The 18,624-nt window shown below is 65.6% G+C and carries 20 protein-coding genes; 3 read left to right on the top strand and 17 right to left on the bottom strand.

What is annotated here, in order from left to right; genetic code table 11:
* Window positions 1-41: 41 nt before the first annotated feature.
* The gene (locus CLU88_RS05850) at window positions 42-1,307 is read left to right on the top strand and encodes a DEAD/DEAH box helicase (protein ID WP_099655782.1); all 1,266 of its coding nucleotides are present in this window, start codon (window positions 42-44) and stop codon (window positions 1,305-1,307) included.
* A gap of 83 nt (window positions 1,308-1,390) precedes the next feature.
* Here the strand turns inward: CLU88_RS05850 and CLU88_RS05855 are convergent, their stop codons facing one another.
* A complete protein-coding gene (locus tag CLU88_RS05855; protein WP_099655783.1) occupies window positions 1,391-1,723 on the bottom strand; it encodes a DUF6172 family protein in 333 nt (110 codons plus the stop codon).
* Between the two features lie 179 nt (window positions 1,724-1,902).
* Here CLU88_RS05855 and CLU88_RS05860 point away from each other — a divergent pair, with 179 nt between their 5' ends.
* Window positions 1,903-3,165 (top strand): sensor domain-containing diguanylate cyclase, encoded by a 1,263-nt coding sequence (locus CLU88_RS05860; RefSeq protein ID WP_099655784.1) that lies wholly within the window; start codon window positions 1,903-1,905, stop codon window positions 3,163-3,165.
* A 117-nt stretch (window positions 3,166-3,282) separates the two neighbouring features.
* Here the strand turns inward: CLU88_RS05860 and CLU88_RS05865 are convergent, their stop codons facing one another.
* Together CLU88_RS05865 and CLU88_RS05870 are read right to left on the bottom strand one after the other, a co-directional pair.
* Window positions 3,283-3,510, bottom strand: a complete 228-nt coding sequence (locus tag CLU88_RS05865; RefSeq protein WP_099655785.1) for a SlyX family protein — start codon at window positions 3,508-3,510, stop codon at window positions 3,283-3,285.
* A gap of 3 nt (window positions 3,511-3,513) precedes the next feature.
* Complete coding sequence (locus tag CLU88_RS05870) at window positions 3,514-4,704, bottom strand: PLP-dependent aminotransferase family protein (protein WP_099655786.1); 1,191 nt, start codon at window positions 4,702-4,704, stop codon at window positions 3,514-3,516.
* Window positions 4,705-4,819: 115 nt separating this feature from the next.
* Here CLU88_RS05870 and nth point away from each other — a divergent pair, with 115 nt between their 5' ends.
* On the top strand, window positions 4,820-5,458 hold the full coding sequence (gene nth / locus CLU88_RS05875; RefSeq protein WP_099655787.1) for an endonuclease III: 639 nt from the start codon (window positions 4,820-4,822) through the stop codon (window positions 5,456-5,458).
* A gap of 94 nt (window positions 5,459-5,552) precedes the next feature.
* Here nth and CLU88_RS05880 read toward each other — a convergent pair whose 3' ends face one another.
* From CLU88_RS05880 to CLU88_RS05945, 14 genes are all read right to left on the bottom strand, one after another.
* On the bottom strand, window positions 5,553-5,948 hold the full coding sequence (locus CLU88_RS05880; RefSeq protein ID WP_099655788.1) for a type II toxin-antitoxin system death-on-curing family toxin: 396 nt from the start codon (window positions 5,946-5,948) through the stop codon (window positions 5,553-5,555).
* Entirely contained in the window at window positions 5,945-6,169 is a 225-nt protein-coding gene (locus tag CLU88_RS05885) for an AbrB/MazE/SpoVT family DNA-binding domain-containing protein (RefSeq protein WP_099655789.1), read from the bottom strand. The genes CLU88_RS05880 and CLU88_RS05885 overlap by 4 nt, the downstream gene beginning before the upstream one ends.
* 53 nt (window positions 6,170-6,222) lie before the next feature.
* On the bottom strand, window positions 6,223-6,969 hold the full coding sequence (locus CLU88_RS05890) for an aspartate/glutamate racemase family protein (RefSeq protein ID WP_099655790.1): 747 nt from the start codon (window positions 6,967-6,969) through the stop codon (window positions 6,223-6,225).
* Between the two features lie 20 nt (window positions 6,970-6,989).
* Window positions 6,990-7,754: a GntR family transcriptional regulator gene (locus tag CLU88_RS05895; RefSeq protein ID WP_099655791.1), complete on the bottom strand. Its 765-nt coding sequence runs from the start codon at window positions 7,752-7,754 to the stop codon at window positions 6,990-6,992.
* A gap of 13 nt (window positions 7,755-7,767) precedes the next feature.
* Entirely contained in the window at window positions 7,768-8,655 is an 888-nt protein-coding gene (locus CLU88_RS05900) for an ABC transporter permease (protein ID WP_099655792.1), read from the bottom strand.
* Between the two features lies 1 nt (window position 8,656).
* Window positions 8,657-9,568, bottom strand: a complete 912-nt coding sequence (locus tag CLU88_RS05905; protein ID WP_099658680.1) for an ABC transporter permease — start codon at window positions 9,566-9,568, stop codon at window positions 8,657-8,659.
* 180 nt (window positions 9,569-9,748) lie between these two features.
* On the bottom strand, window positions 9,749-11,041 hold the full coding sequence (locus CLU88_RS05910; protein WP_099655793.1) for a PotD/PotF family extracellular solute-binding protein: 1,293 nt from the start codon (window positions 11,039-11,041) through the stop codon (window positions 9,749-9,751).
* 60 nt (window positions 11,042-11,101) lie between these two features.
* Window positions 11,102-12,196 (bottom strand): ABC transporter ATP-binding protein, encoded by a 1,095-nt coding sequence (locus CLU88_RS05915; RefSeq protein WP_099658681.1) that lies wholly within the window; start codon window positions 12,194-12,196, stop codon window positions 11,102-11,104.
* Window positions 12,197-12,532: 336 nt separating this feature from the next.
* Window positions 12,533-13,417 carry an alpha/beta hydrolase gene (locus CLU88_RS05920; RefSeq protein ID WP_099655794.1) on the bottom strand — a complete coding sequence of 295 codons (885 nt, stop codon included), beginning with the start codon at window positions 13,415-13,417 and terminating at the stop codon, window positions 12,533-12,535.
* Between the two features lie 167 nt (window positions 13,418-13,584).
* Entirely contained in the window at window positions 13,585-14,646 is a 1,062-nt protein-coding gene (gene cobT / locus CLU88_RS05925) for a nicotinate-nucleotide--dimethylbenzimidazole phosphoribosyltransferase (protein ID WP_099655795.1), read from the bottom strand.
* 93 nt (window positions 14,647-14,739) lie between these two features.
* Complete coding sequence (locus tag CLU88_RS05930) at window positions 14,740-16,263, bottom strand: cobyric acid synthase (protein ID WP_099655796.1); 1,524 nt, start codon at window positions 16,261-16,263, stop codon at window positions 14,740-14,742.
* Between the two features lie 35 nt (window positions 16,264-16,298).
* Window positions 16,299-16,691 carry a DUF3037 domain-containing protein gene (locus CLU88_RS05935; protein ID WP_099655797.1) on the bottom strand — a complete coding sequence of 131 codons (393 nt, stop codon included), beginning with the start codon at window positions 16,689-16,691 and terminating at the stop codon, window positions 16,299-16,301.
* Window positions 16,678-17,472 carry a HipA family kinase gene (locus CLU88_RS05940; RefSeq protein WP_099655798.1) on the bottom strand — a complete coding sequence of 265 codons (795 nt, stop codon included), beginning with the start codon at window positions 17,470-17,472 and terminating at the stop codon, window positions 16,678-16,680. The genes CLU88_RS05935 and CLU88_RS05940 overlap by 14 nt, the downstream gene beginning before the upstream one ends.
* Window positions 17,469-18,623: an aminotransferase class I/II-fold pyridoxal phosphate-dependent enzyme gene (locus tag CLU88_RS05945; protein ID WP_099655799.1), complete on the bottom strand. Its 1,155-nt coding sequence runs from the start codon at window positions 18,621-18,623 to the stop codon at window positions 17,469-17,471. Before CLU88_RS05945 ends, CLU88_RS05940 begins: the two co-directional genes overlap by 4 nt.
* Between the last annotated feature and the right edge of the window lies 1 nt (window position 18,624).

Genomic DNA, 18,624 nt, shown 5'->3' on the forward strand with positions numbered 1-18,624 from the left:
GCATTGCGCGCCACCTTGCTGCCGCCCCAGCGCTACACGCCATGCCTTTTGCTTCTCTCGGTCTCTCCCCTGCCCTCGTCGACGCGGCAGCAGCCAGCGGCTTCACGGCCCCCACGCCGGTACAGGCGGCGGCCATTCCCGTCGTTTTGAAGGGGCAAGACCTGCTGGCATGCGCCCAGACAGGTTCTGGCAAGACCGCCGCTTTTGCCCTGCCCCTGCTGCAGATGCTGCAAACCGAAGCGCAGCAACGCAACACCCAGGTGCTGGTACTGGTGCCCACGCGCGAGCTGGCCTCGCAGGTCGGCGAAGTGATCACCCTGCTGGCGCAACGCCTGGCCCATCCCATCAAGGTGGCCGTGGTGTACGGCGGCGTTTCCATCAACCCGCAGATGATGCGCCTGCGCGGCGGGGCTGATGTGGTGGTGGCCACGCCGGGGCGCCTGCTGGACCTGGTGCAGCACAACGCCCTGCGGCTGAGCCAGGTGCAGCACCTGGTGCTGGACGAAGCAGACCGCCTGCTGGACCTGGGCTTTGCCGAGGAGCTGCAAGCGGTGCTGAACTTGCTGCCCGAGCGCAGGCAAAACCTGTTCTTCTCAGCCACCTTCGCCCCGCCGGTGCAGGCACTGGCCCACAGCCTGCTGCGCGAGCCCGTGCGCGTGGACATCGCCCCCACCGAACAAACACAGCCAGACATCGCCCAGCGCGCGATTGCCGTGGATGCGCCCCGGCGCACCCAGTTGCTCAAGCACCTGGTCGAGCAACACCAATGGTCGCGCGTGTTGGTGTTTGTGGCCACCCAATATGCGGCAGAGCACATTGCCGAAAAGCTCTACAAAGCGGGCATCTACGCATCACCGTTCCATGGCGGATTGAGCCAAGGCGCGCGCACCCAGGTGCTGCAGGAATTCAAGGATGAACGCTGGCAGGTGGTGGTCACCACCGACCTCGCCGCCCGGGGCATTGACATTGCGCAGCTGCCTGCCGTGGTGAACTACGACCTGCCCCGCTCCACCGACGATTACACCCACCGCATTGGCCGCACCGGTCGCGCGGGCGAAAGCGGTGTGGCCGTGAGCTTTGTCACCGCAGATTCAGAGGCCCATTTCCGGTTGATTGAAAAGCGGCAAAACCTGAGCCTGCCGCGCGAAACGGTGGCGGGCTTTGAGCCGACCGAGCCACCCGTGCAAGACAAGGGTGAGGGCAACGGCGGCATCAAGGGCAAACGGCCCAGCAAAAAAGACAAACTGCGCGCCGCTGCCGCCCTGGCAGCAGGCACAACGGGTACGGCAGGTACACCAAAAGACTGACCACCGCCCAGGCTGCTTCCTGCTTTCGCAGAAAAAACGGCCAAACACCAAATGCAATCAGGGGGCCTTCGGCCCCCTGGTACTTACTCAGCGTCGAAGTCGTCTGGCTCGGCGTCGCCCGTTTCGCCAGGCGCACGCGGTTTGCGCACCCCGGGCTTGGCCAGGATTTCCACGTAAAACTGCGCCCCACCCTCTGCTGCCACGGCGTTGATGCGCTCCGTCAGCGCCGACAGGTGCACTGCTTCAGCAGCGTCCTTGCTCAGCCCAAAGCGGCAATCAAAGTCCCAAAAATGGGCGCCCTCGGGCACATCACGGCGGCGCTCACGCTTGATGTATTTGCGGATTTCATGCTTGACGGCGTCCAGAACGCGGTCGCGGTTCTTGCCTTCAACGTGGAGTTGGAAAGTTTTTCTCATGGGCGATGGTACCGCTTGTGGTCACCCTGGGCGCCTCGGTTTGACCATTTCATGCACCCAAGCGGGATAAGCCGAGTGACGCGCACAGGACTTGCACCGGGCCTGCATGCACCAAAATGAATTCCATCCGGGCGATTCGGGTGCCAAAATGTTGCAACACTTTGGATTGTTCCAAACCAATGTCGCACAACGTCGATCTGTTGCAGGTGCTACCCGGGGCCGTGATCATCACGCAGGAGGGCAAAATCTGCTTTGCCAATGCCGCCGCCGTGACATTGCTACAGGCGGGCAGCGCAGCAGATCTTGTGGGCCGCCAGTCCGGCGAATTTGTGCACCCCATGGACCAGGTGCGCTCCACCAACCGCATCCAGCAAGTGGCCGAGCCCGACCAGGAGGGCCGCCCCAACAAGTCCTCCGAATTCCGCATCCGCACTGCCAAAGGCCAGCTGCGGATGGTGCTGATCTCCAGCGTGGCCATTGAGTGGCAAGGAGCCCCCGCCGTGTTGATGTGCGGGCTGGACATGACCCACCAAAGCGAGATCCAGGCGCAACTGCGCGAAAGCGAGCAAAACTTCCGTCGCCTGTTTGAGAACATGCAGGACGTCTACTACCGCACCGACAACCAGGGTGTGGTGCTGCATGTAGGCCCAGGGGTGCGGCGGGTGCTGGGCTACGAGCCCCACGAGATCGAGGGACGCACGGCAGAGTCGTACTACCCCCAAAGCTCCGACCGAGACGCCTTCAAGGCCGCCATCATGGAAAAAGGCGAGGTCTCAGACTTCCCCGGGCAGATGGTGCGGCGTGATGGCTCCGTCATTGACATCTCCATCAGCAGCCACCTGCTGTACGACCATGCAGGCCAATTTGCGGGAGTGGAGGGCATCTACCGCGACGTCACCCAGCGCAAAAACCTGGAGCGTGAACTGCACCGCCTGGCCACCACCGACATGCTGACCGGCATGGCCAATCGGCGTGCCTTTTTGGAGACTGCCACGGCCATCTACGAGCGCGCCCGCGCGCATGGCGAGCCGCTCACCCTGCTGATGCTGGACCTGGACCACTTCAAGGCCATCAACGACCGCCTGGGCCACCTGGAGGGCGACAGGGCCTTGGTGGAGTTCGCCCACGCCGTCAGGGTGCACCTGCGCGCTTCTGACATCGTGGGGCGACTGGGCGGTGAAGAGTTTGGGGTGCTGTTGCCGCTGACCTCCGCGACCGAGGCCGTGGAAGTTGCCACCCGCATTCTGCAAGGGGTGGCAGACCTGCAGCTGCAAGATGAAACCGGCCACCCGTACCACATCACCGCCAGCCTGGGGATGGGCGCCATCCGCGCCACAGACCGCAGCCTGCGCGACATGCTGGACCGCGCCGACCAGGCGCTGTACCTGGCCAAGAACCGGGGACGCAACCAGATTGCGTCGGCTGAGCACGAAGTGGGCTGAGGCTACGGCCCCCTCCCTCTGAGAATCAGCCCAGCATCCCGCGACCAACCAGGCAACCTGCCAGCGTGAATCCACCCAGCGCGCCCAAGGGCACGCGGTGGATGCCTTCATCGCGCTTCAGTAATGCGGCGGCAACTCGTCGCGCAGATTGCGCACGCTGCCGCTTCCCCCATCAGGTACCTGCTGGCGCAGGGTTTTGATCTCCTCCACCAGCCGCTCTATCAACTGCTGCTGTTGGTAGATCGTCATGTTGAGCTGGTCCAGCAAGTCCTCGGTGTAGCTGGCCTTGATCTCCAGGCTCTCCAGGCGCTGGTGCACCTGCTCCAGGTCGTTGGCGTCCGGCATGCTTTAAATGGCCTGGCCCAGGCGCGCCACGCCTTCGCGGATCTTGTCCACATCGGCCGTGGCGAACGACAGGCGGAAGGTGGCGTGGTCCGGGTTGGCGCAGAAGAACGGCGTGCCAGGCACAAAGGCCACGCCTTTTTCGATGGCACGCTTGGCCAGCACGTTGCCGTCGGCCACCTTGCCGCCTGCCCCCGTGAGGCGCGCCCACACAAACAAGCCGCCCTGGGGCTGCACAAACTCGATGGCGTCACCCAGCTCCTTGCGCAGCGCATCGCCCATGGCCTGGGCGCGCTCGGCATACACCTTGCGCACGTTGGCCAGCGTGGCGGGCATGCGGCCAGCCTTAAGGTACTGCGCGGCCGTGGCCTGCGCAAAGGTGCTGGTGTGCGCGTCGCTGAACTGCTTGCACATGGTGGCCTTGCCCAGCAACTCGGCCGGGGCAATCATCCAGCCCACGCGCAGGCCGGGCGACAGCACCTTGCTCAAAGACCCGCAGTGCACCAGCAGCTCTCGGCTGCCGGGCACAGTGGCCGACAGGTTGAGCAGGCTGGGCGGTGGGGCTTCGCCGAAGTACAGGTCGCCGTAAGGGTCGTCTTCGACGATCAGCGTGTTGTGCTTCACCGCCATCTCCAGCACGGCCTTGCGGCGCTCCAGGCTCAGCATGGCGCCGCTGGGGTTGCCAAAGGTGGGGATCAGGTAGACGAACTTGGGCTTGTGCTCGGCAATGAGCTTTTCCAGCTCGTCGGTCTTCACGCCGTTGCCATCGATGGGCGCACTGATGAGTTCAGCGCCGTACAGGCGAAAGCACTGGATGGTGGCCAAAAAGGTGGGGCCTTCCACAATCACCTTGTCGCCGGGACTGATGAGCGTCTTGCCCAGCAGGTCCAGCGCCTGCTGGCTGCCGGTGGTGACGATGAGGTTATCGGCCGCCACGTCCTTGGCACCCTTGCTGGCCATGAAGGCGGCCAGCTGTTCGCGCAGCGGGTTGTAGCCCTCGGTGGCGCCGTACTGCAGCGCGGCGCCGGGTTCTTCGGCCAGGGCGGCGTTGCTGGCAGCGCGGATGCCTTCCACGTCGAACATCGCGCTGTCCGGGAAGCCACCCGCAAAGCTGATGATGCCGGGCTTGCCCAGCAGCTTGAAGAGTTCGCGGATGGCGGAGGTTTCTACGTTGTTCAGGCGGTCGGCAAATTGCATGGCGTGTGCTGAAGAAAAATGGCTATGGACCCTGCATTGTCGCCAATTGGCACGCAGGTTTCCTGCTTGGCAGCGCACTGCACGCAAACAGGCGCCAGCCCCTACACTGCGCGGCATGAAAACCACGATGATCGAACCGTTTTTTGCCACGCTGAAGGCGGCCAACCCCATGCCCAACACGGAGCTGGAATACACCACCGTGTTCGAGCTGCTGGCCGCCGTGCTGCTGTCGGCCCAGGCCACCGACGTGGGCGTGAACAAGGCCACGCGCAAGCTGTTTCCGGTGGCGGGCACGCCGCAGGCCATTCTGGACTTGGGACTGGAAGGGCTGGAGGGCTATATCAAGACCATCGGCCTGTACAAAAGCAAAGCCAAGCACCTGATGGAAACCTGCCGCATCCTGGTGGAGCGCCACGGCAGCGTCGTGCCACGCACCCGCGAAGAGCTGGAGGCCCTGCCCGGCGTGGGCCGCAAGACGGCCAATGTGGTGCTGAACGTGGCCTTTGGCCAACCCACCATGGCGGTCGATACGCACATCTTTCGCGTGAGCAACCGCACGGGCCTGGCCCCCGGCAAGAACCCGCTGGCGGTAGAGCTTCAACTGATGAAGCGGGTGCCCGCCGCCTATGCGGTGGATTCCCACCACTGGCTCATCCTGCATGGCCGCTATGTGTGCCAGGCACGCAAGCCGCGGTGTTGGGAGTGTGCGGTGAGCCAGTATTGCGACTACCAGCCGAAGACGCTGGCTGCTTAGTGAGAAGACAGGAAGCGGGAGAATTGCTTCTATTTTTATAGCTGCTAGCGCTTTCTGGATATGCGCTAGAACCTAAAAACACTTCAAATTTGCATCAACGAGCGACGGTGTGGTCCCGCAGCCATGCAGCGAAGGCCTCTTCGGTGATGTCGCCTGCGGCGACAGCGAGCATGGTCAACGTGGCGTCCGTCTGGTTGGCCTGCAAACGCAAACCATTGAGGTAAAGGAACAGGCCTACTGCCAAAAAGGCCGCCCGCTTGTTGCCATCCACGAAGGGATGGTTCTTGGCCAAGCCCACGCCATAGCTCGCTGCCAAGGCGGCCACGTCTGGGGGATTGTCGGCATCCGCATAAGCCACGATGTTCTGCGGCCGCATCAGGGCGGACTCCAGCAAACCTTCATCCCGCATGCCTTCGCGCCCACCATGAGTGGCTAGGCTCTCGCCGTGAAGCAGAACCAGCGCCTGCTTGCTAACCCAGCGCCAGCTCATTTGGCCAACTGGTGAAAGGTGTCCCGAAAGTCGTGCATGAACTCACGGCCAGCCTTGATCTCTTCCTCAAGGGTGGGGTCGTACGGCGTCAGGGCATAGCCATCGGGCGTTTCCGTGAGAAAGATCGATTCACCTTTGCTTAGCTTCAGGCGCGCCAGGGCTTCTTTGGGCAGGACAACACCCACAGAATTTCCGATCTGGGTCAGTTTGAGCATGTGCATGGGAAATCCCCAAGTAATTACGAACGTAATACTAGGCTTTCCTCTCGGCAACGTCAAACCACTCCAGCCACACCCAGCGCAGCCATCTCCCCCGAAACCCCTGCCCAAGCCACATCAAACCCTGCCGCCTTGCGCTCAGGCGGCACAGGATGGGCACGCAGCGCCCAGGTGGCCCCGGCCACCACGCTGTCGATCACTGGCACCGACACCTGCGGCTGCACGGCGGCGGCCATGCCGGCCAGCCCTGCTCCGCCCAGTATCACGGCCTGCACGCCCATCTGGCGCACCACGTCGCGGCAGGCCTGGGCCAGCAAAGCGCGGGCGGCCACGGGGTCGGCAGCCAGTTGGGCGCCGGTGGGGGCCACGGTGTGGATGCCTGCCAGCCCATGGGCATGGCCCAGCGCTTGCGCCAGGCGCTGCAGCATGGGGCCCCAGCGCTCGCCGCCCGTCACGATGGCAAAGCGGCCATGGCGCGCGGCTTCGATGAACGACGCTTCGGCCAGGCCAGTGACGGGCACTGGGCTGCTTTCGCGCAGCGCCATCAGGCCGGGGTCACCAAAGCAGCCGATCAGCACCGCGTCGGGCGCGATCTGGGGCTGTGCGATCTCATGCGCCCACACGTCGAGCGCGGCGTGGGCCGCCACAGCGTAGCTGGCTTCACACGCGATGTAAGGGGCGCCAAAGCGCGCAGTGGCCGTGCGCACCGCCACGTGCGAACCCGCAGCGGCCTGCACATGCTGCTGCAGCAGCGCACTGACATGGGCCGAGGTGTTGGGGTTGATGACGAGCAGTTGGCGCATGGAACAAGGGCGTTCAAAAATCAGACCCGGCCCAGCAGCTGGGTCAGGTCGGGGGCATCCGCCGCTGGGGGCGTGAATTCAAGCTGCGATTCAATGCGCACCAAATGGTCCAGCATGCGCCGGGCCGCCTCCTTGGCGTCGCGCAGGCGAATAGCATCGATCAGCGCCCGGTGTTCGCGGCAGCCGCAGGCCGTGGCCTCCTCACGGGTCTGGGCATGGCTGGGGCTGTAGGTCATCAAGATGAGCGAGGTGCGCGAGACCAGCTCGCGCAGGATGCGCCCCAGCGTCTGGTGCCCTGCAGCCTGCGCGATGTGCAGGTGAAAGTCGCCCGAGAGGCGGATGGCACGGCGCATGTCGCCACTGGCGCGGGCGGCCTCTTCGTCATCGATGCAGGCGCGCAGCGCGGCGATGTCGGCGTCGGTGGCGTTGGCGATGAACAGCTCCACCAGGCGCGGCTCCAGCAGGCGGCGGGCCTCGAACACCTCCAGCGCCTCTTGCGGCGTGGGCTGGGCAATGGATGCGCCCCGGTTGGGCGTGAGCGTAACGACCTGCTCGTTGGCCAGCCGCACCAGCACAGGCCGCACCCGCGTGCGCGACACGCCAAAGGCCGCCGCCAGCTTGTCCTCCACCAGCTTGGTGCCGGGCGGCAGCCGGTGGTCGAGGATGGCCGACACCATGCGGTCGTACATGTCGTTGTCGCTGAGCTGGCCGGTCGTGTCGGGCTGCACGGTCGGTTCGGCGGCCGCAGCGCGTGCTCGCCGGGGCCTGGGAATAGTGGTCGTCATAAGGGTGCCGTTTTTAACCCGGGCGGCCCTGGCCCCGGCGCCCCAAGGCCCACACCAGCGCCAGCGTGATGCCCATGACGATGAACGACACCACCGTGGTCAGCGTGCCCAGCGCGTAGATGGACGGCGTGGTCACCGTGCTGGTCAGGCCCTGCAGCTCCAGCGGCAGCGTGTTCACGTCGCCAATGGCCTGCGAGGTGCGGGCGATCTCGTCCCAGCTGAGCGTGAAACCGAACATGCCAATGCCCACGACCGAGGGCGCAATCAGCGGCAGCACCACATGCGCAAAGCCCTGCCAGGGCGTGGCCCCCAGGTCGCGTGCGGCTTCCTCGTATGCAGGGTTGAAACGGTTGAACACCGCAAACATGATGAGCAGGCCGAACGGCAGCGTCCAGGTCAGGTGCGCGCCCAGGGCCGAGGTGAACAGGCCCAGCGACGTGCCATAGCCCTCCAGCGCACTCTCCATGCCCAGCCATTCCAGGGCCGCCTTGATGCCGTTGTCGATGAGCCGGAACTCCAGCCCGATGCCCAGCGAGACGATGATGGACGGCATGATGAGGCTGGCCACGACGATGAAGAACAGCGTGTTGCCCCCCGCCAGCCGCTTGCGAAACGCCAGGCCCGCCAGCACCGACAGCACCACCGTGCACAGCATCACCGCCACACCCAGGCCCAGCGAGCGCCACAGCGCCGCGCCGATGTCCACCACGCCCAGACCTTCGGCCAGCTTGGCAAACCAGTGCAGCGACACACCGCGCATGGGGAAAGTGAGCCCACCCTCGGGGCCCTGGAAGCTCAGGATGAAAATGACGAACATGGGTCCGTACATGAACAGCACGAACAGCGCAAAGAAGATGGCCAGGGGCCAGAAGCTGGCGGGACGAGATTCACGGACTTTCATCTCACAGCTCCTTGCGAATGTCGACGAGGCGCGTGAGGCCCCAAATGATCATCAGCACCACGGCCAGCAGGATCACGGCATTGGCCGCCGCCAGCGGGAACTGCAGGTAAGACGTCTGCACCTGGATGATCTTTCCAATCGATGCGATCTGCTGCCCGCCCATCACTCCGATGGTCACGAAATCGCCCATGACGATGGTGATGACAAAGATCGAGCCGATGATGATGCCGGTGCGCGAGAGCGGCACGATCACGTTCCACAGCGTCTGCCAGCCACTCGCGCCACTGTCGCTGGCGGCCTCGATGAGGCTGCGGTCGATGCGCATCATGCTGTTGAAGATGGGCACGATCATGAACATGGTGTACAGGTGCACAAAGGCCAGCACCACCGAGAAGTCCGAGAACAGCAGCCATTCGATGGGCTGATCGACCAGCCCGGCCCCCACTAGGCTCTGGTTGACCAACCCGTTGCGCCCCAGCAGCGGCACCCACGAGATCATGCGGATCACGTTCGACGTCCAGAACGGAATGGTGCACAGCACGAACAGCAGGGTCTGCATGCCCGAAGAGCGCACGTGGAAAGCCAAAAAATAGGCCACGGTGAAGCCGATCACCAGCGTGATCAGCCACACCAGAAAACTGAACTTGAGCGTGGAGTAATACGTCTTGAGCGTGACACACAGGCCCTCCGACGCATCGCCACAGCCCGCGAAGATCGACACGTAGTTCTTGAACGTGAAGCCGGGCAACAGCTCGTACTCGTTGAAGTCCCAGAAGCTGACCATCACGATCAGCGCCAGCGGAATCAGAAAAAACAGCGCGAACACCAGCGTGAACGGCGCAGCCTGCCACCAGGCGGCAATGCTGCGGCCGGGGACAGCTGCAGCAGGTAAGGACTGTGTGGTCGTGCTCATGGTGTTTGCAATCAAATATCTAGCGGGCTGTGCTTCGCAGCCGGCTGTTGAAACAGTCGCGGCCCAATGCCAGTGCTCCCGCGCAAGGGCCGCCCCGCCGCGCCGGGAGCGTCCCCCTCCCAGATTGCGAAGCAATATGAGAGAGGGGGAAGGCGCGAAGCGACTCAGGGGGTGCACTCCTTACGCCGCTACAAACTCATTCCATTTTTGGACCATGTAGTTGTTCTCGTCCATCAGCGCGTTCCAGCAAGCGATGCCGCCCATGCGCGACTCGTAGCTGCCGCCGTCGCGCACTGCACCGGCCTTGGCCAGCACGTCGCCATTGGGGCTCTTGATGTCCTGCGTGGCGGGCTTGCCTTCCATCCAGTAGGCCCACTCGTAGGCTTCCATCTTGGACTTGGCGGTCTCCAGCACGGCGCTGTAGTAGCCCTGGCGGTTCAGGTAGGCACCAGCCCAACCATCCAGGAACCAGTTGATGAACTCGTACGCACCATCGAGCTTGCGGCCGCTCAGCGTGGCGGGCAGGCCAAAGCCTGCGGCCCAGGCGCGGTAGCCTTCTTTGAGCGGCTGGAAGTTGCAGGCAATCCCCTTGGTGCGCACGGCCGTGACGGCAGGGCTCCACATCGACTGGATCACCACCTCGCCCGATGCCATCAGGTTCACCGACTCGTTGAAGTCCTTCCACAGCGCGCGGAACTGGCCCTGCTTCTTGGCTTCGATCAGGGTCTTGATCGTGAGATCAATCTCCTTCTTGGTCATGTTGCCCTTGTCGGGGTACTTGTAGAGGCCCATGGCCTCGACCACCATGGCGGCGTCCATGATGCCGATGGAGGGGATGTTCAAAATCGCGGTCTTGCCCTTGAACTCGGGGTTGAGCAGCTCGGCCCAGGAGTTGATGGGGCGCTTGATCAGGTCGGGGCGGATGCCCAGCGTGTCGGCGTTGTACACGGTGGGGATCAGGCTCATGAACTGCGTGGGCGCCGTCGCGAACTTCTTGGACTTTTCACCTTCCAGGTAGATCACCTTCTTGGGCGCGGTGCCCTGGTCGCCCACGGCTTTGCCAGCCACCTGGCCGGTGGTGAACAGCGTGGTGATCTTGTCAGCGTTCTTGATGCGCTTGGTGTCGATGCCCTTCAGGTTGCCCGTGGGTACGATCTTTTTCAGCGAGAAGTACTCGGTGTCGATCAGGTCAAAGCTGTTGGGTGCCGTAACGGCGCGCTTGGTCACGTCGTCCGTGGTCACAGCCACGTACTGGATCTCGATGCCGGTGTCGGCCTTGAATTTTTCGGCAATCGCCTTGTCCTGGTTCACGGCCGTGCCCAGGTAGCGCAGCACGATCTTCTCTTGCGCATGCACGGCCGGGAACATGCCAGCGGCCAGGATGCCCGCCGTGCCAGTGAGCAGCGAGCGGCGCTTCACGCCAGAGGCATCGGAGACAACGACAGGGGAATCAGCACGGGAAGCATCGGACATGGGAAAACTCCTTGGGTTGCGGAAGGGGACGGGTGAAAAATAGGAGGCGTGGCAATGCGGTCAGGCAGCCAAGGCCATTGCGGGAGCGGGAGCGAACAACGGGTGCGCCTGGTCGGGCGTCCAGTGCAGTTGCACGCCCTGCCCCACCTGATAGGGCTGCGCGGCAAAGGCGGCTTCAGACACCATCACCGAATACGCCGCCGTGGCGTTGGCCGACAAGGCCACGCCCTGCTTTTGCAGGCCCACCAGCACATAGGTGCCTTGGTATTCCACATCGGTCACCACGGCCTGCATGCGCTGGGCACCCCAGGGCAACTCGGCACTGGCGGGGGCAATCTGCAGGTGGTCGGTGCGCACGCCCACCTTGCCTTCGGGTGTGTCGATCACGTTGTGCCCGCCCATGAAGCGCGCCACGAATTCGCTGGCGGGCCGGTTATAGACCTCGTGCGGGCTGCCCACCTGCTCGATCACGCCATGGTTCATCACCACCATGGTGTCGGCCAGGGCCATGGCTTCTTCCTGGCTGTGGGTCACATGGATAAAAGTCAGGCCCAGCTCTTTTTGCCAGCGGCGCAGCTCGGCGCGCATCTGGATGCGCAGAAAAGGGTCGAGGGCCGACAGCGGCTCATCGAGCAGCAGCACGCGCGGCTGGGTGATCAGGGCCCGCGCCAGCGCCACGCGCTGCTGCTGCCCACCGGAGAGTTCTGCGGGCTTGCGCTCGGCCAGGTGCCCCAGGGCCACGCGCTCCAGCAGGTCGCGCGCCTTGGCCTGGCGTTCGGCCTTGGCTACGCCCTTCATCTTGAGGCTGAAGGCCACGTTATCGAGCGCCGAGAGGTGCGGGAACAGCGCAAAGCTCTGAAACATCATGGCCGTGCCGCGCGCGGCGGCAGGCAGGTCGGTGATGTTGCGGTTCTCCAGCAATATGTCGCCGCTGGTGACTGACTCGTGCCCGGCAATCATGCGCAGCGTGGTGCTCTTGCCGCAGCCCGAAGGCCCCAGCAGGCAGCAGTAGCTGCCGCTGGCAATGCGCAGGTTGATGGCATCCACGGCGGGCTTGCCGCTGGCGTAGCGCTTGGTCAGCGCGACGACTTCAATGGCAGCCGGGGCAGCGGAAGTAGCCGAAGAGGGTGCGGGTGCAGAGGTGTGGGCTTGCATGCCAACGCAGTACGCAAGCGCCATGCCAGCTTTGCACACAATGTTTGCACCGTTTTGTATACAAAATGCACCTCAACGGGGAGTGCCTGTTCTGGCACCCATTGCCCCCCATTTGGCCTGCACCGCCAACAAGCCTGCGAGAGCGGCCTCATGGCGCGCAATGCGTTCAAAAAATAGAAAACCGTTCGGGCTGAGCCTGTCGAAGCGCCGCACAAGGCTTCGACAGGCCTGTCCTGAGGATGTCGAAGGGCTCCGCCCGAACGGTTTAGGTTGTGATGAAAAGAAAGCGAATCCGGATAAGCGCCTGTTCAAAGGAAGCGCTACGGCGGCCCCTGCTCAGGGCCCAGGCGGTGCCCCACGCAAGTGCACGGCCAAAAATGCCAGCACCCGCTGCTGGTACTGCGCGGGCGCAAAGGCATGCAAATCCACATGCGCAGCGCCCTCCACCTTCCACAGCGCCTTGGGCGCCTGCGCGGCAGCAAACAGGCGTTCGGTCTCAGGCCAGGGCGTGTGGCGGTCTTCGGAGCCCGAAGCGATGAGCACGGGCGCATGCCATTGCGCCAGCCGCTCCACAGGGCGCAGATCCGCGGTGTGCACACCCAGGCGCAACGGCAATTGCCACAGCAGCAACGGGGCAAGGTAACGCCCCGCAGGCCCCAGCGTGCCCACCAGCCGGTTGCCTACCGCATCGTCAATAGTAGGAAACATCGACTCCAGCACCAGCGCATCCGGCTCTGGCTGGGGCAGCGCGAGCACGGTGGAGGCCGCCCCCAGCGATGCCCCGATGACCGCAACCCGCTCACCCGGCACCTGAGTTCGCAAAAACGCCAGCGCGGCTTTCACCCCCTCGCCCTCGCGGGCGCCAAAGGTGATGTGGTCGCCACTGCTCTCGCCATGGGCGGGCAAGTCAATCAGCAGCGTGGCGTAGCCCGCAGCGGCCAGAAACCGCGCCCGCGCCAGCATCTGGGTGCGGTCTGCGCGCACACCGTGCAGCAGCAGCACAGCGCCCCCATGGGGCTGCCCGGGCTTGAACCACCCCGCCACAAACTGGCCCGCAGACGCGGGGATGGGGATGCGCACCGCCTGCGCCGCAAAGTCTGCGGGGGCTGCGCCAATGGCCCGGGCGGCGGGCTGGCTCAGCCATGCGCCCGCGCCCCACGGCACGCCGACTGCGCCGATCCACGCGGCCAAAGCGATTGCGGCACAACGGCGAATGTTCATGGCCCGCCCCACACAGCATCGGCGCGGCACAGCGGGCGGCACGCACCGCCCTGGCTGCGCCCAACCGCCTTGCCAATCTTCTCTTTTACTATCATTTCAATAGCTGCTAGCGCTTATTGGATAAGCGCCACAGGCCAAAATCATCAAAACCCAGCACCCCACTCCACTCACTTCACCTGCCCATCCACCCCGGCCGATTCAAAGCTCGCCATCTCGCGAAGCACCGCGCAGGCCGATTGCAGCAGGGGCCAGGCCAGGGCGGCACCTGATCCCTCGCCCAGGCGCAGGCCCAGCTCCAGCAAGGGCTCGGCCTGCATTTGCGCCAGCATCAAGCTGTGGCCGCGCTCGCCCGAACGGTGGGCAAACACGCAGCGCTGCAGCACCGCTGGCGCGATGCGGCTGGCCACCAGCACCGCCGCGCTGGTGATAAAGCCATCGACCACGATCACACGGCGCTCGGCGGCGGCCTGCAGCACGGCGCCTGTCAACGTGGCCACTTCAAAGCCGCCCAGCGCGGCCAAAGCGGCCAGGGGCGTGGTGGCGGCGGCGTTCACCTCCAGCGCCTGCTGCAGCACGGCGCGCTTGCGCTCGATGCCGGCAGCATCCAGCCCTGTGCCTGCGCCCACGCAATCGGCCAACGGCAAGCCACCCAGGCGTGCCAGCAGCAGCGACGCGACCGAGGTGTTGCCAATGCCCATTTCACCGAGCAGCAGCGCATTGCCGGGCAGGCTGCGCACCACCTCGGCCCCATTCTCCAGGGCCTGTTGGCACTGGGCTTCGGTCATGGCGGGGCCCGCCGATGCGTCTTGCGTGCCGGGGGCCACCTTGCGCAGCAGCAGGCGGGGCTGGCCGGGGGCAGACTCACGCGGAGCAATGTCTTTGGCCACGCCACAGTCCACCACGGTGAGGCCCAGGCCGTGCTGGCGGGCCAGCACGCTCACGGCTGCGCCACCGGCCAGAAAATTCTCGACCATCTGCCAGGTCACGTCGCTGGGGAAGGCCGAGACGCCTTTGGCCGCAAAGCCGTGGTCACCCGCGCACACCAGCATTTGCGGCTGCTGCAGCACGGGGGCCTCTGTGCCCAGCACCTGGCCGATGCGCAGTGCCAGGGCTTCGAGCTGGCCCAGTGAGCCCAGTGGCTTGGTCTTGTGGTCCAGCACATGCTGCAGGCGGGCTGTGAGGGCGGTGTCGTGAAGGTCGGAGATCGTGGGTAGGGTGAAGCTCGTCATGGTGTGCGGCAATGCTGTCAGTTCAAAAACAAGGGGCCGATGCTGCGCTGGGCAGCGCCCCCACGCAAGCACGGATGTCAACGAATGCGGGGATCAGTCGGGCTGCGCAACGAGGCCTTGCAAGAAGCCCGGGGCAAAGTGCGCCTGGGCCATGGCGGCCAGGCCATCAAACACGGCGTCCAGCGTGGGCACGGGGGCTGCGCCCTCGCGGCCAAACAGGGCTTGCAAGGCGGCGGGGTCTTCCAGCAGGCCGTGCAGGTACAGGCCCAGCACGTTGCCCTGCGCGTTTTGCCAGCACATGCCAGGAATCACCTCGCGCGCCACATCGCCCTTGGCGGCCATGGCAGGGTGCTGGGCCGTCTGGCCGTGGTGGATTTCGTATCCCTGCACAGCCACCCCGGCCAGCGCAGACCAGGGGCCCTGCACAGCGCCAAATTGCGCCTGGGTGCGCTGCACGGTTTTGGCGATCTCAAAGGTGGTGACCAAGGGCAGCAGGCCCAAGCCGGGGGCATTGCCATCAATGCCTGCGGTGTCGATCAGCGCCTCGCCCAGCATCTGCAGGCCACCGCACACGCCCAGCACCGTGCCGCCCTGCCCTGCATGCTGGGCAATGGCCTGGTCCAGCCCCTGCGTGCGCAGCCAGGCCAGATCGGCCGCCGTGGCCTTGGAGCCGGGCAACACCACCCAGTCGGTGGGCTTCAAGCCGCCCAGGTCTGCGGGGCTGCGCGCCCACAGCAAGCGCACGCCGGGCACGTTTTTGAGGGGCTGGAACTCGTCTAGGTTGCTGATGCGCGGGTAGGCCACCACGGCCACGGTGGTGTGCACCGTGCCTGCAGCCAGGGTGCGGTCGTCAAACACGCCGTCTTCCTCGGGCAGGCCGTGGCGCCAGTTCATGGGGATGGTGGCCACGGTGGGCACGCCGGTCAGGTCTTGCAGCATTTGCGGGGCAGGGGCCAGCAGGCTGGCGTCGCCGCGAAACTTGTTGAGCACAAAGCCGTGGATGAGTGCGCGCTCGTCCTCGGGCAGCAACGCCCAGGTGCCGTACAGGTGGGCAAAGGCGCCGCCCCGGTCAATGTCGGTCACCAGCAGGCAGGCGGCTCCCACATGCCGCGCCACGCGCATGTTGACGATGTCGTTGGCGTGCAGGTTGATCTCGGCGGGCGAGCCTGCGCCTTCGATGACGACCACATCGTTCTCGGCCCGCAGCGCATCGAGCGCGGCCGCAATGTGCGGCCACACCAGGGCGCTGCGGCCGCGCCAGGGCAAGGCCGTGAGCTCGGCGCTGACCTGCCCCATCAGCACGACCTGGCTGTGGGTGTCGGCCTCGGGCTTGAGCAGCAGCGGGTTCATGCGCACCTCGGGCTCTGCGCGGGCGGCCAGGGCCTGGAAATACTGCGCGCTGCCGATCTCTGCCCCCACGCTCCGCCGCTGCGCTGGGTCGCTGCCCCCCGAGGGGGCCGTTCCCCCCTGCCCGGTGGCGCTGCTCACCACGCGCGCGTTGTTGCTCATGTTCTGCGCCTTGAAGGGCGCGACCTTGAGGCCCAGGTTGCTGTAGTAGCGGCACAGCGCGGTGGTGAGCCAGCTTTTGCCCGCGCCGCTGGTGGTGCCCAGCACCATCACGCAGCGGGCCTGTTTGGAAGAAGTGGTGGAAGTCAAGGCAGTGGGTGGACCATGCGGTCCATGATGTGGTCGAGTGCAGCCGCTGCATCCGTGCAGCGGCCGGTGTGCACGGGCGAGGTCTGGATGATGGCGCTGCGTTTGGCGGTGAGCCAGTGAAAGCGCTGGCGGTACGGCAGGCGGGCAATGGGGCCGCAGCCTTCGTCGCCCGCACAGATGGCCACGATGGCGGACAGGTGGCGGCGCACGGCGTCGATGTCGGCGTGCGGGTCCATGGCCAACAGGCGGGCCTCATCGAGCGCAATGGCGGCCTGCAGAAAGCCGGTGCGCTGGCACGACAGGATCACGCCCGCGTTGATAAATTCCTCGCGCTCCACGCGGGGGACCACGCGCACGATGGCGTAGTCATACACCTCAGGCGCGTGCATCAATGGCCTCCTTCAATGCATTCACCCAAGTGGCGCGCTCGGCCAGGCGGGCGCAAAAATAGTCCACATAGGCCTGGCGATGGGTGACGGCAGCCATCAGCAAGCCTTCTTCATGGTCGGCGCCGGCCAGCAACAAGAACTCGTCGGGCACCTCGGCCAGGATGCTTGCCACCACCGCAGGCGTGAGGCGGGCAGCCAGCTCGGCATCCACCTGCGCGAGCAGCGTGGCCCGGGCCAGCAGCACATGGTCGGCAATGGGCGCAAAGGGTTTGGCGGGCTGGGCTACCGTGCCGTTCCACGCATGGTGAAAGGTCAGCGCGGCGCCATGGTCGATGAGCCAGGGCTGGCGGTGCCACATCAGCAGATTGGTGTTGCGCGCGGTGCGGTCCACATTGCCGACCAGCGTGTCGAACCACACGAGGCGCGAGGCAAAGTCATCCGACACCGCATCCACCGCCGGGTCGAAATTGAGCGCGCCCGACAGGTAGTCCAGCCCCACGTTCAGGCCGCCGCTGGCGCGCACCAGGTCCTGGATCTCCGGGTCGGGCTCGGTCTGTGCCAGGGCGGGGTCGAGCTGGGCCAGCACGATCTCTGGCACGGGCAGGCCCAGCGCACGGGCGATGCCGCCCGCGATCATCTCGGCCAGCAGTGCGCGCACGCCCTGCCCTGCGCCGCGAAACTTGAGCACGTAGGTGCCCAGGTCATCGCCCTCGACGATGGCGGGCATGGAGCCACCTTCGCGCAGCGGCGTGACGTAGCGATTGACAGTGATGGTTCTCACAAGGTCTCCCTGGAACCGATGGAATGCGGGATGGTACGGCCCGCAGGGCCCAAGACGGCCAACCATGCAGCCCGCAGCGCATCTTGCGCGGCGGGCGCCAACACCCCCAGGCGCACCATGCCCGGCAGGCCGAACGATGTGGCGTCGCGCAGCTTGATGCCGCTGGCACGCAGCATCGCCAGGTCGCTTTGCAACGTTGCCGTGTGCGGTTGCGCGCAGAAGTAGTTGGCCAAACTGCCCGGCACCACGGCCCAGCCCAGCGCAGAGCACAGGGCCTGCTGGCGCACCTTCCATTCGCGCAAGGTGGGCAGGCAGGCTGCCACCCATTGCTGCACGGCGGGCGTGGCCCAGGCGTGAAGCAATGCCACGCCGTGCGCGCCCACGGGCCAGGACGAGGCCAGGGCTTGCAGCGCCAGCACCGTGCCCTCGCCCCCCGCTGGGGCCACGGCGTAGGCGGCGCGCACGCCCGTCAGGCCCAGGGCTTTGTTGGGTGACCACAGCTGCCAGGCCGATGCGGGGAGTGCGGGGGCGGGGTCTGCAGGCTCCAGCACCAAAGGGCGGTAGGCGCAGTCCAGCACGCGCAAGCTGCCGGGAGTTTTCAGTGTCGGGTCGGCATGCCACGCGGCCAGTGCGGCATCGACCGTGCCCAGCGGGCTGGCGGGTTCGCAGGCCCAGTGCAAGGTAGTGGACGCATCATGAGCGCCATCCACATCCACATCCACATCCACATCCCCTGCCCCGCGCCGCCGCACGGCCAGCCCATGGGCCTGGGCGGCCTGGGCATAGTCGCCATAGCTGTGCAGGGGCAGCAGCACCTGCGCCGCGCATTGCAGCCGCGCCCAGGTGGTGATGCGGTGAATGAATTCAGACGCGCTGCCCGCCACCACGATGCGCCCAGGTACCACGCCGTGCAGCGCCGCCAGCGCGGCGCGCAGCGCGGTGTAGGCCGGGTCGGGGTAGCGGGTGGGGTCGGCCTGCTGCACACAAGCCAGCGCCTCAGGGCATGGGCCGCAGGCGTTGCTGTTGGTCGAGAAGTCGTGCACGGGCACGCCCTGCGCATCGGGGCCGCCATGCACGCCGACCAGGCGGTGGGAGCCATCGGCTGCGTTGTCGCCCGGCAGGGGCTGCGGGATTGGCAAGGGTTGCTGCATG

The organism is Acidovorax sp. 56, assembly GCF_002749705.1.
Classification (GTDB): domain Bacteria; phylum Pseudomonadota; class Gammaproteobacteria; order Burkholderiales; family Burkholderiaceae_C; genus Acidovorax.

Bases quoted from the DNA above. Each gene is read 5' to 3' on its own strand.
- CLU88_RS05850 (WP_099655782.1), top strand. From the start codon at position 42: ATGCCTTTTGCTTCTCTCGGTCTCTCCCCTGCCCTCGTCGACGCGGCA.
- CLU88_RS05900 (WP_099655792.1), bottom strand. From the start codon at position 8,655: ATGAAAGTCCGTGAATCTCGTCCCGCCAGCTTCTGGCCCCTGGCCATC.
- CLU88_RS05855 (WP_099655783.1), bottom strand. From the start codon at position 1,723: ATGAGAAAAACTTTCCAACTCCACGTTGAAGGCAAGAACCGCGACCGC.
- CLU88_RS05935 (WP_099655797.1), bottom strand. From the start codon at position 16,691: ATGCACGCGCCTGAGGTGTATGACTACGCCATCGTGCGCGTGGTCCCC.
- CLU88_RS05920 (WP_099655794.1), bottom strand. From the start codon at position 13,417: ATGAACATTCGCCGTTGTGCCGCAATCGCTTTGGCCGCGTGGATCGGC.
- CLU88_RS05890 (WP_099655790.1), bottom strand. From the start codon at position 6,969: ATGCGCCAACTGCTCGTCATCAACCCCAACACCTCGGCCCATGTCAGT.
- CLU88_RS05910 (WP_099655793.1), bottom strand. From the start codon at position 11,041: ATGTCCGATGCTTCCCGTGCTGATTCCCCTGTCGTTGTCTCCGATGCC.
- cobT (WP_099655795.1), bottom strand. From the start codon at position 14,646: ATGACGAGCTTCACCCTACCCACGATCTCCGACCTTCACGACACCGCC.
- CLU88_RS05880 (WP_099655788.1), bottom strand. From the start codon at position 5,948: ATGAGCTGGCGCTGGGTTAGCAAGCAGGCGCTGGTTCTGCTTCACGGC.
- CLU88_RS05870 (WP_099655786.1), bottom strand. From the start codon at position 4,704: ATGCAATTTGCCGACCGCCTGAACAACGTAGAAACCTCCGCCATCCGC.
- CLU88_RS05915 (WP_099658681.1), bottom strand. From the start codon at position 12,196: ATGCAAGCCCACACCTCTGCACCCGCACCCTCTTCGGCTACTTCCGCT.
- CLU88_RS05865 (WP_099655785.1), bottom strand. From the start codon at position 3,510: ATGCCGGACGCCAACGACCTGGAGCAGGTGCACCAGCGCCTGGAGAGC.
- CLU88_RS05930 (WP_099655796.1), bottom strand. From the start codon at position 16,263: ATGGTGCTGGGCACCACCAGCGGCGCGGGCAAAAGCTGGCTCACCACC.
- nth (WP_099655787.1), top strand. From the start codon at position 4,820: ATGAAAACCACGATGATCGAACCGTTTTTTGCCACGCTGAAGGCGGCC.
- CLU88_RS05895 (WP_099655791.1), bottom strand. From the start codon at position 7,754: ATGACGACCACTATTCCCAGGCCCCGGCGAGCACGCGCTGCGGCCGCC.
- CLU88_RS05945 (WP_099655799.1), bottom strand. From the start codon at position 18,623: ATGCAGCAACCCTTGCCAATCCCGCAGCCCCTGCCGGGCGACAACGCA.
- CLU88_RS05860 (WP_099655784.1), top strand. From the start codon at position 1,903: ATGTCGCACAACGTCGATCTGTTGCAGGTGCTACCCGGGGCCGTGATC.
- CLU88_RS05885 (WP_099655789.1), bottom strand. From the start codon at position 6,169: ATGCACATGCTCAAACTGACCCAGATCGGAAATTCTGTGGGTGTTGTC.
- CLU88_RS05905 (WP_099658680.1), bottom strand. From the start codon at position 9,568: ATGAGCACGACCACACAGTCCTTACCTGCTGCAGCTGTCCCCGGCCGC.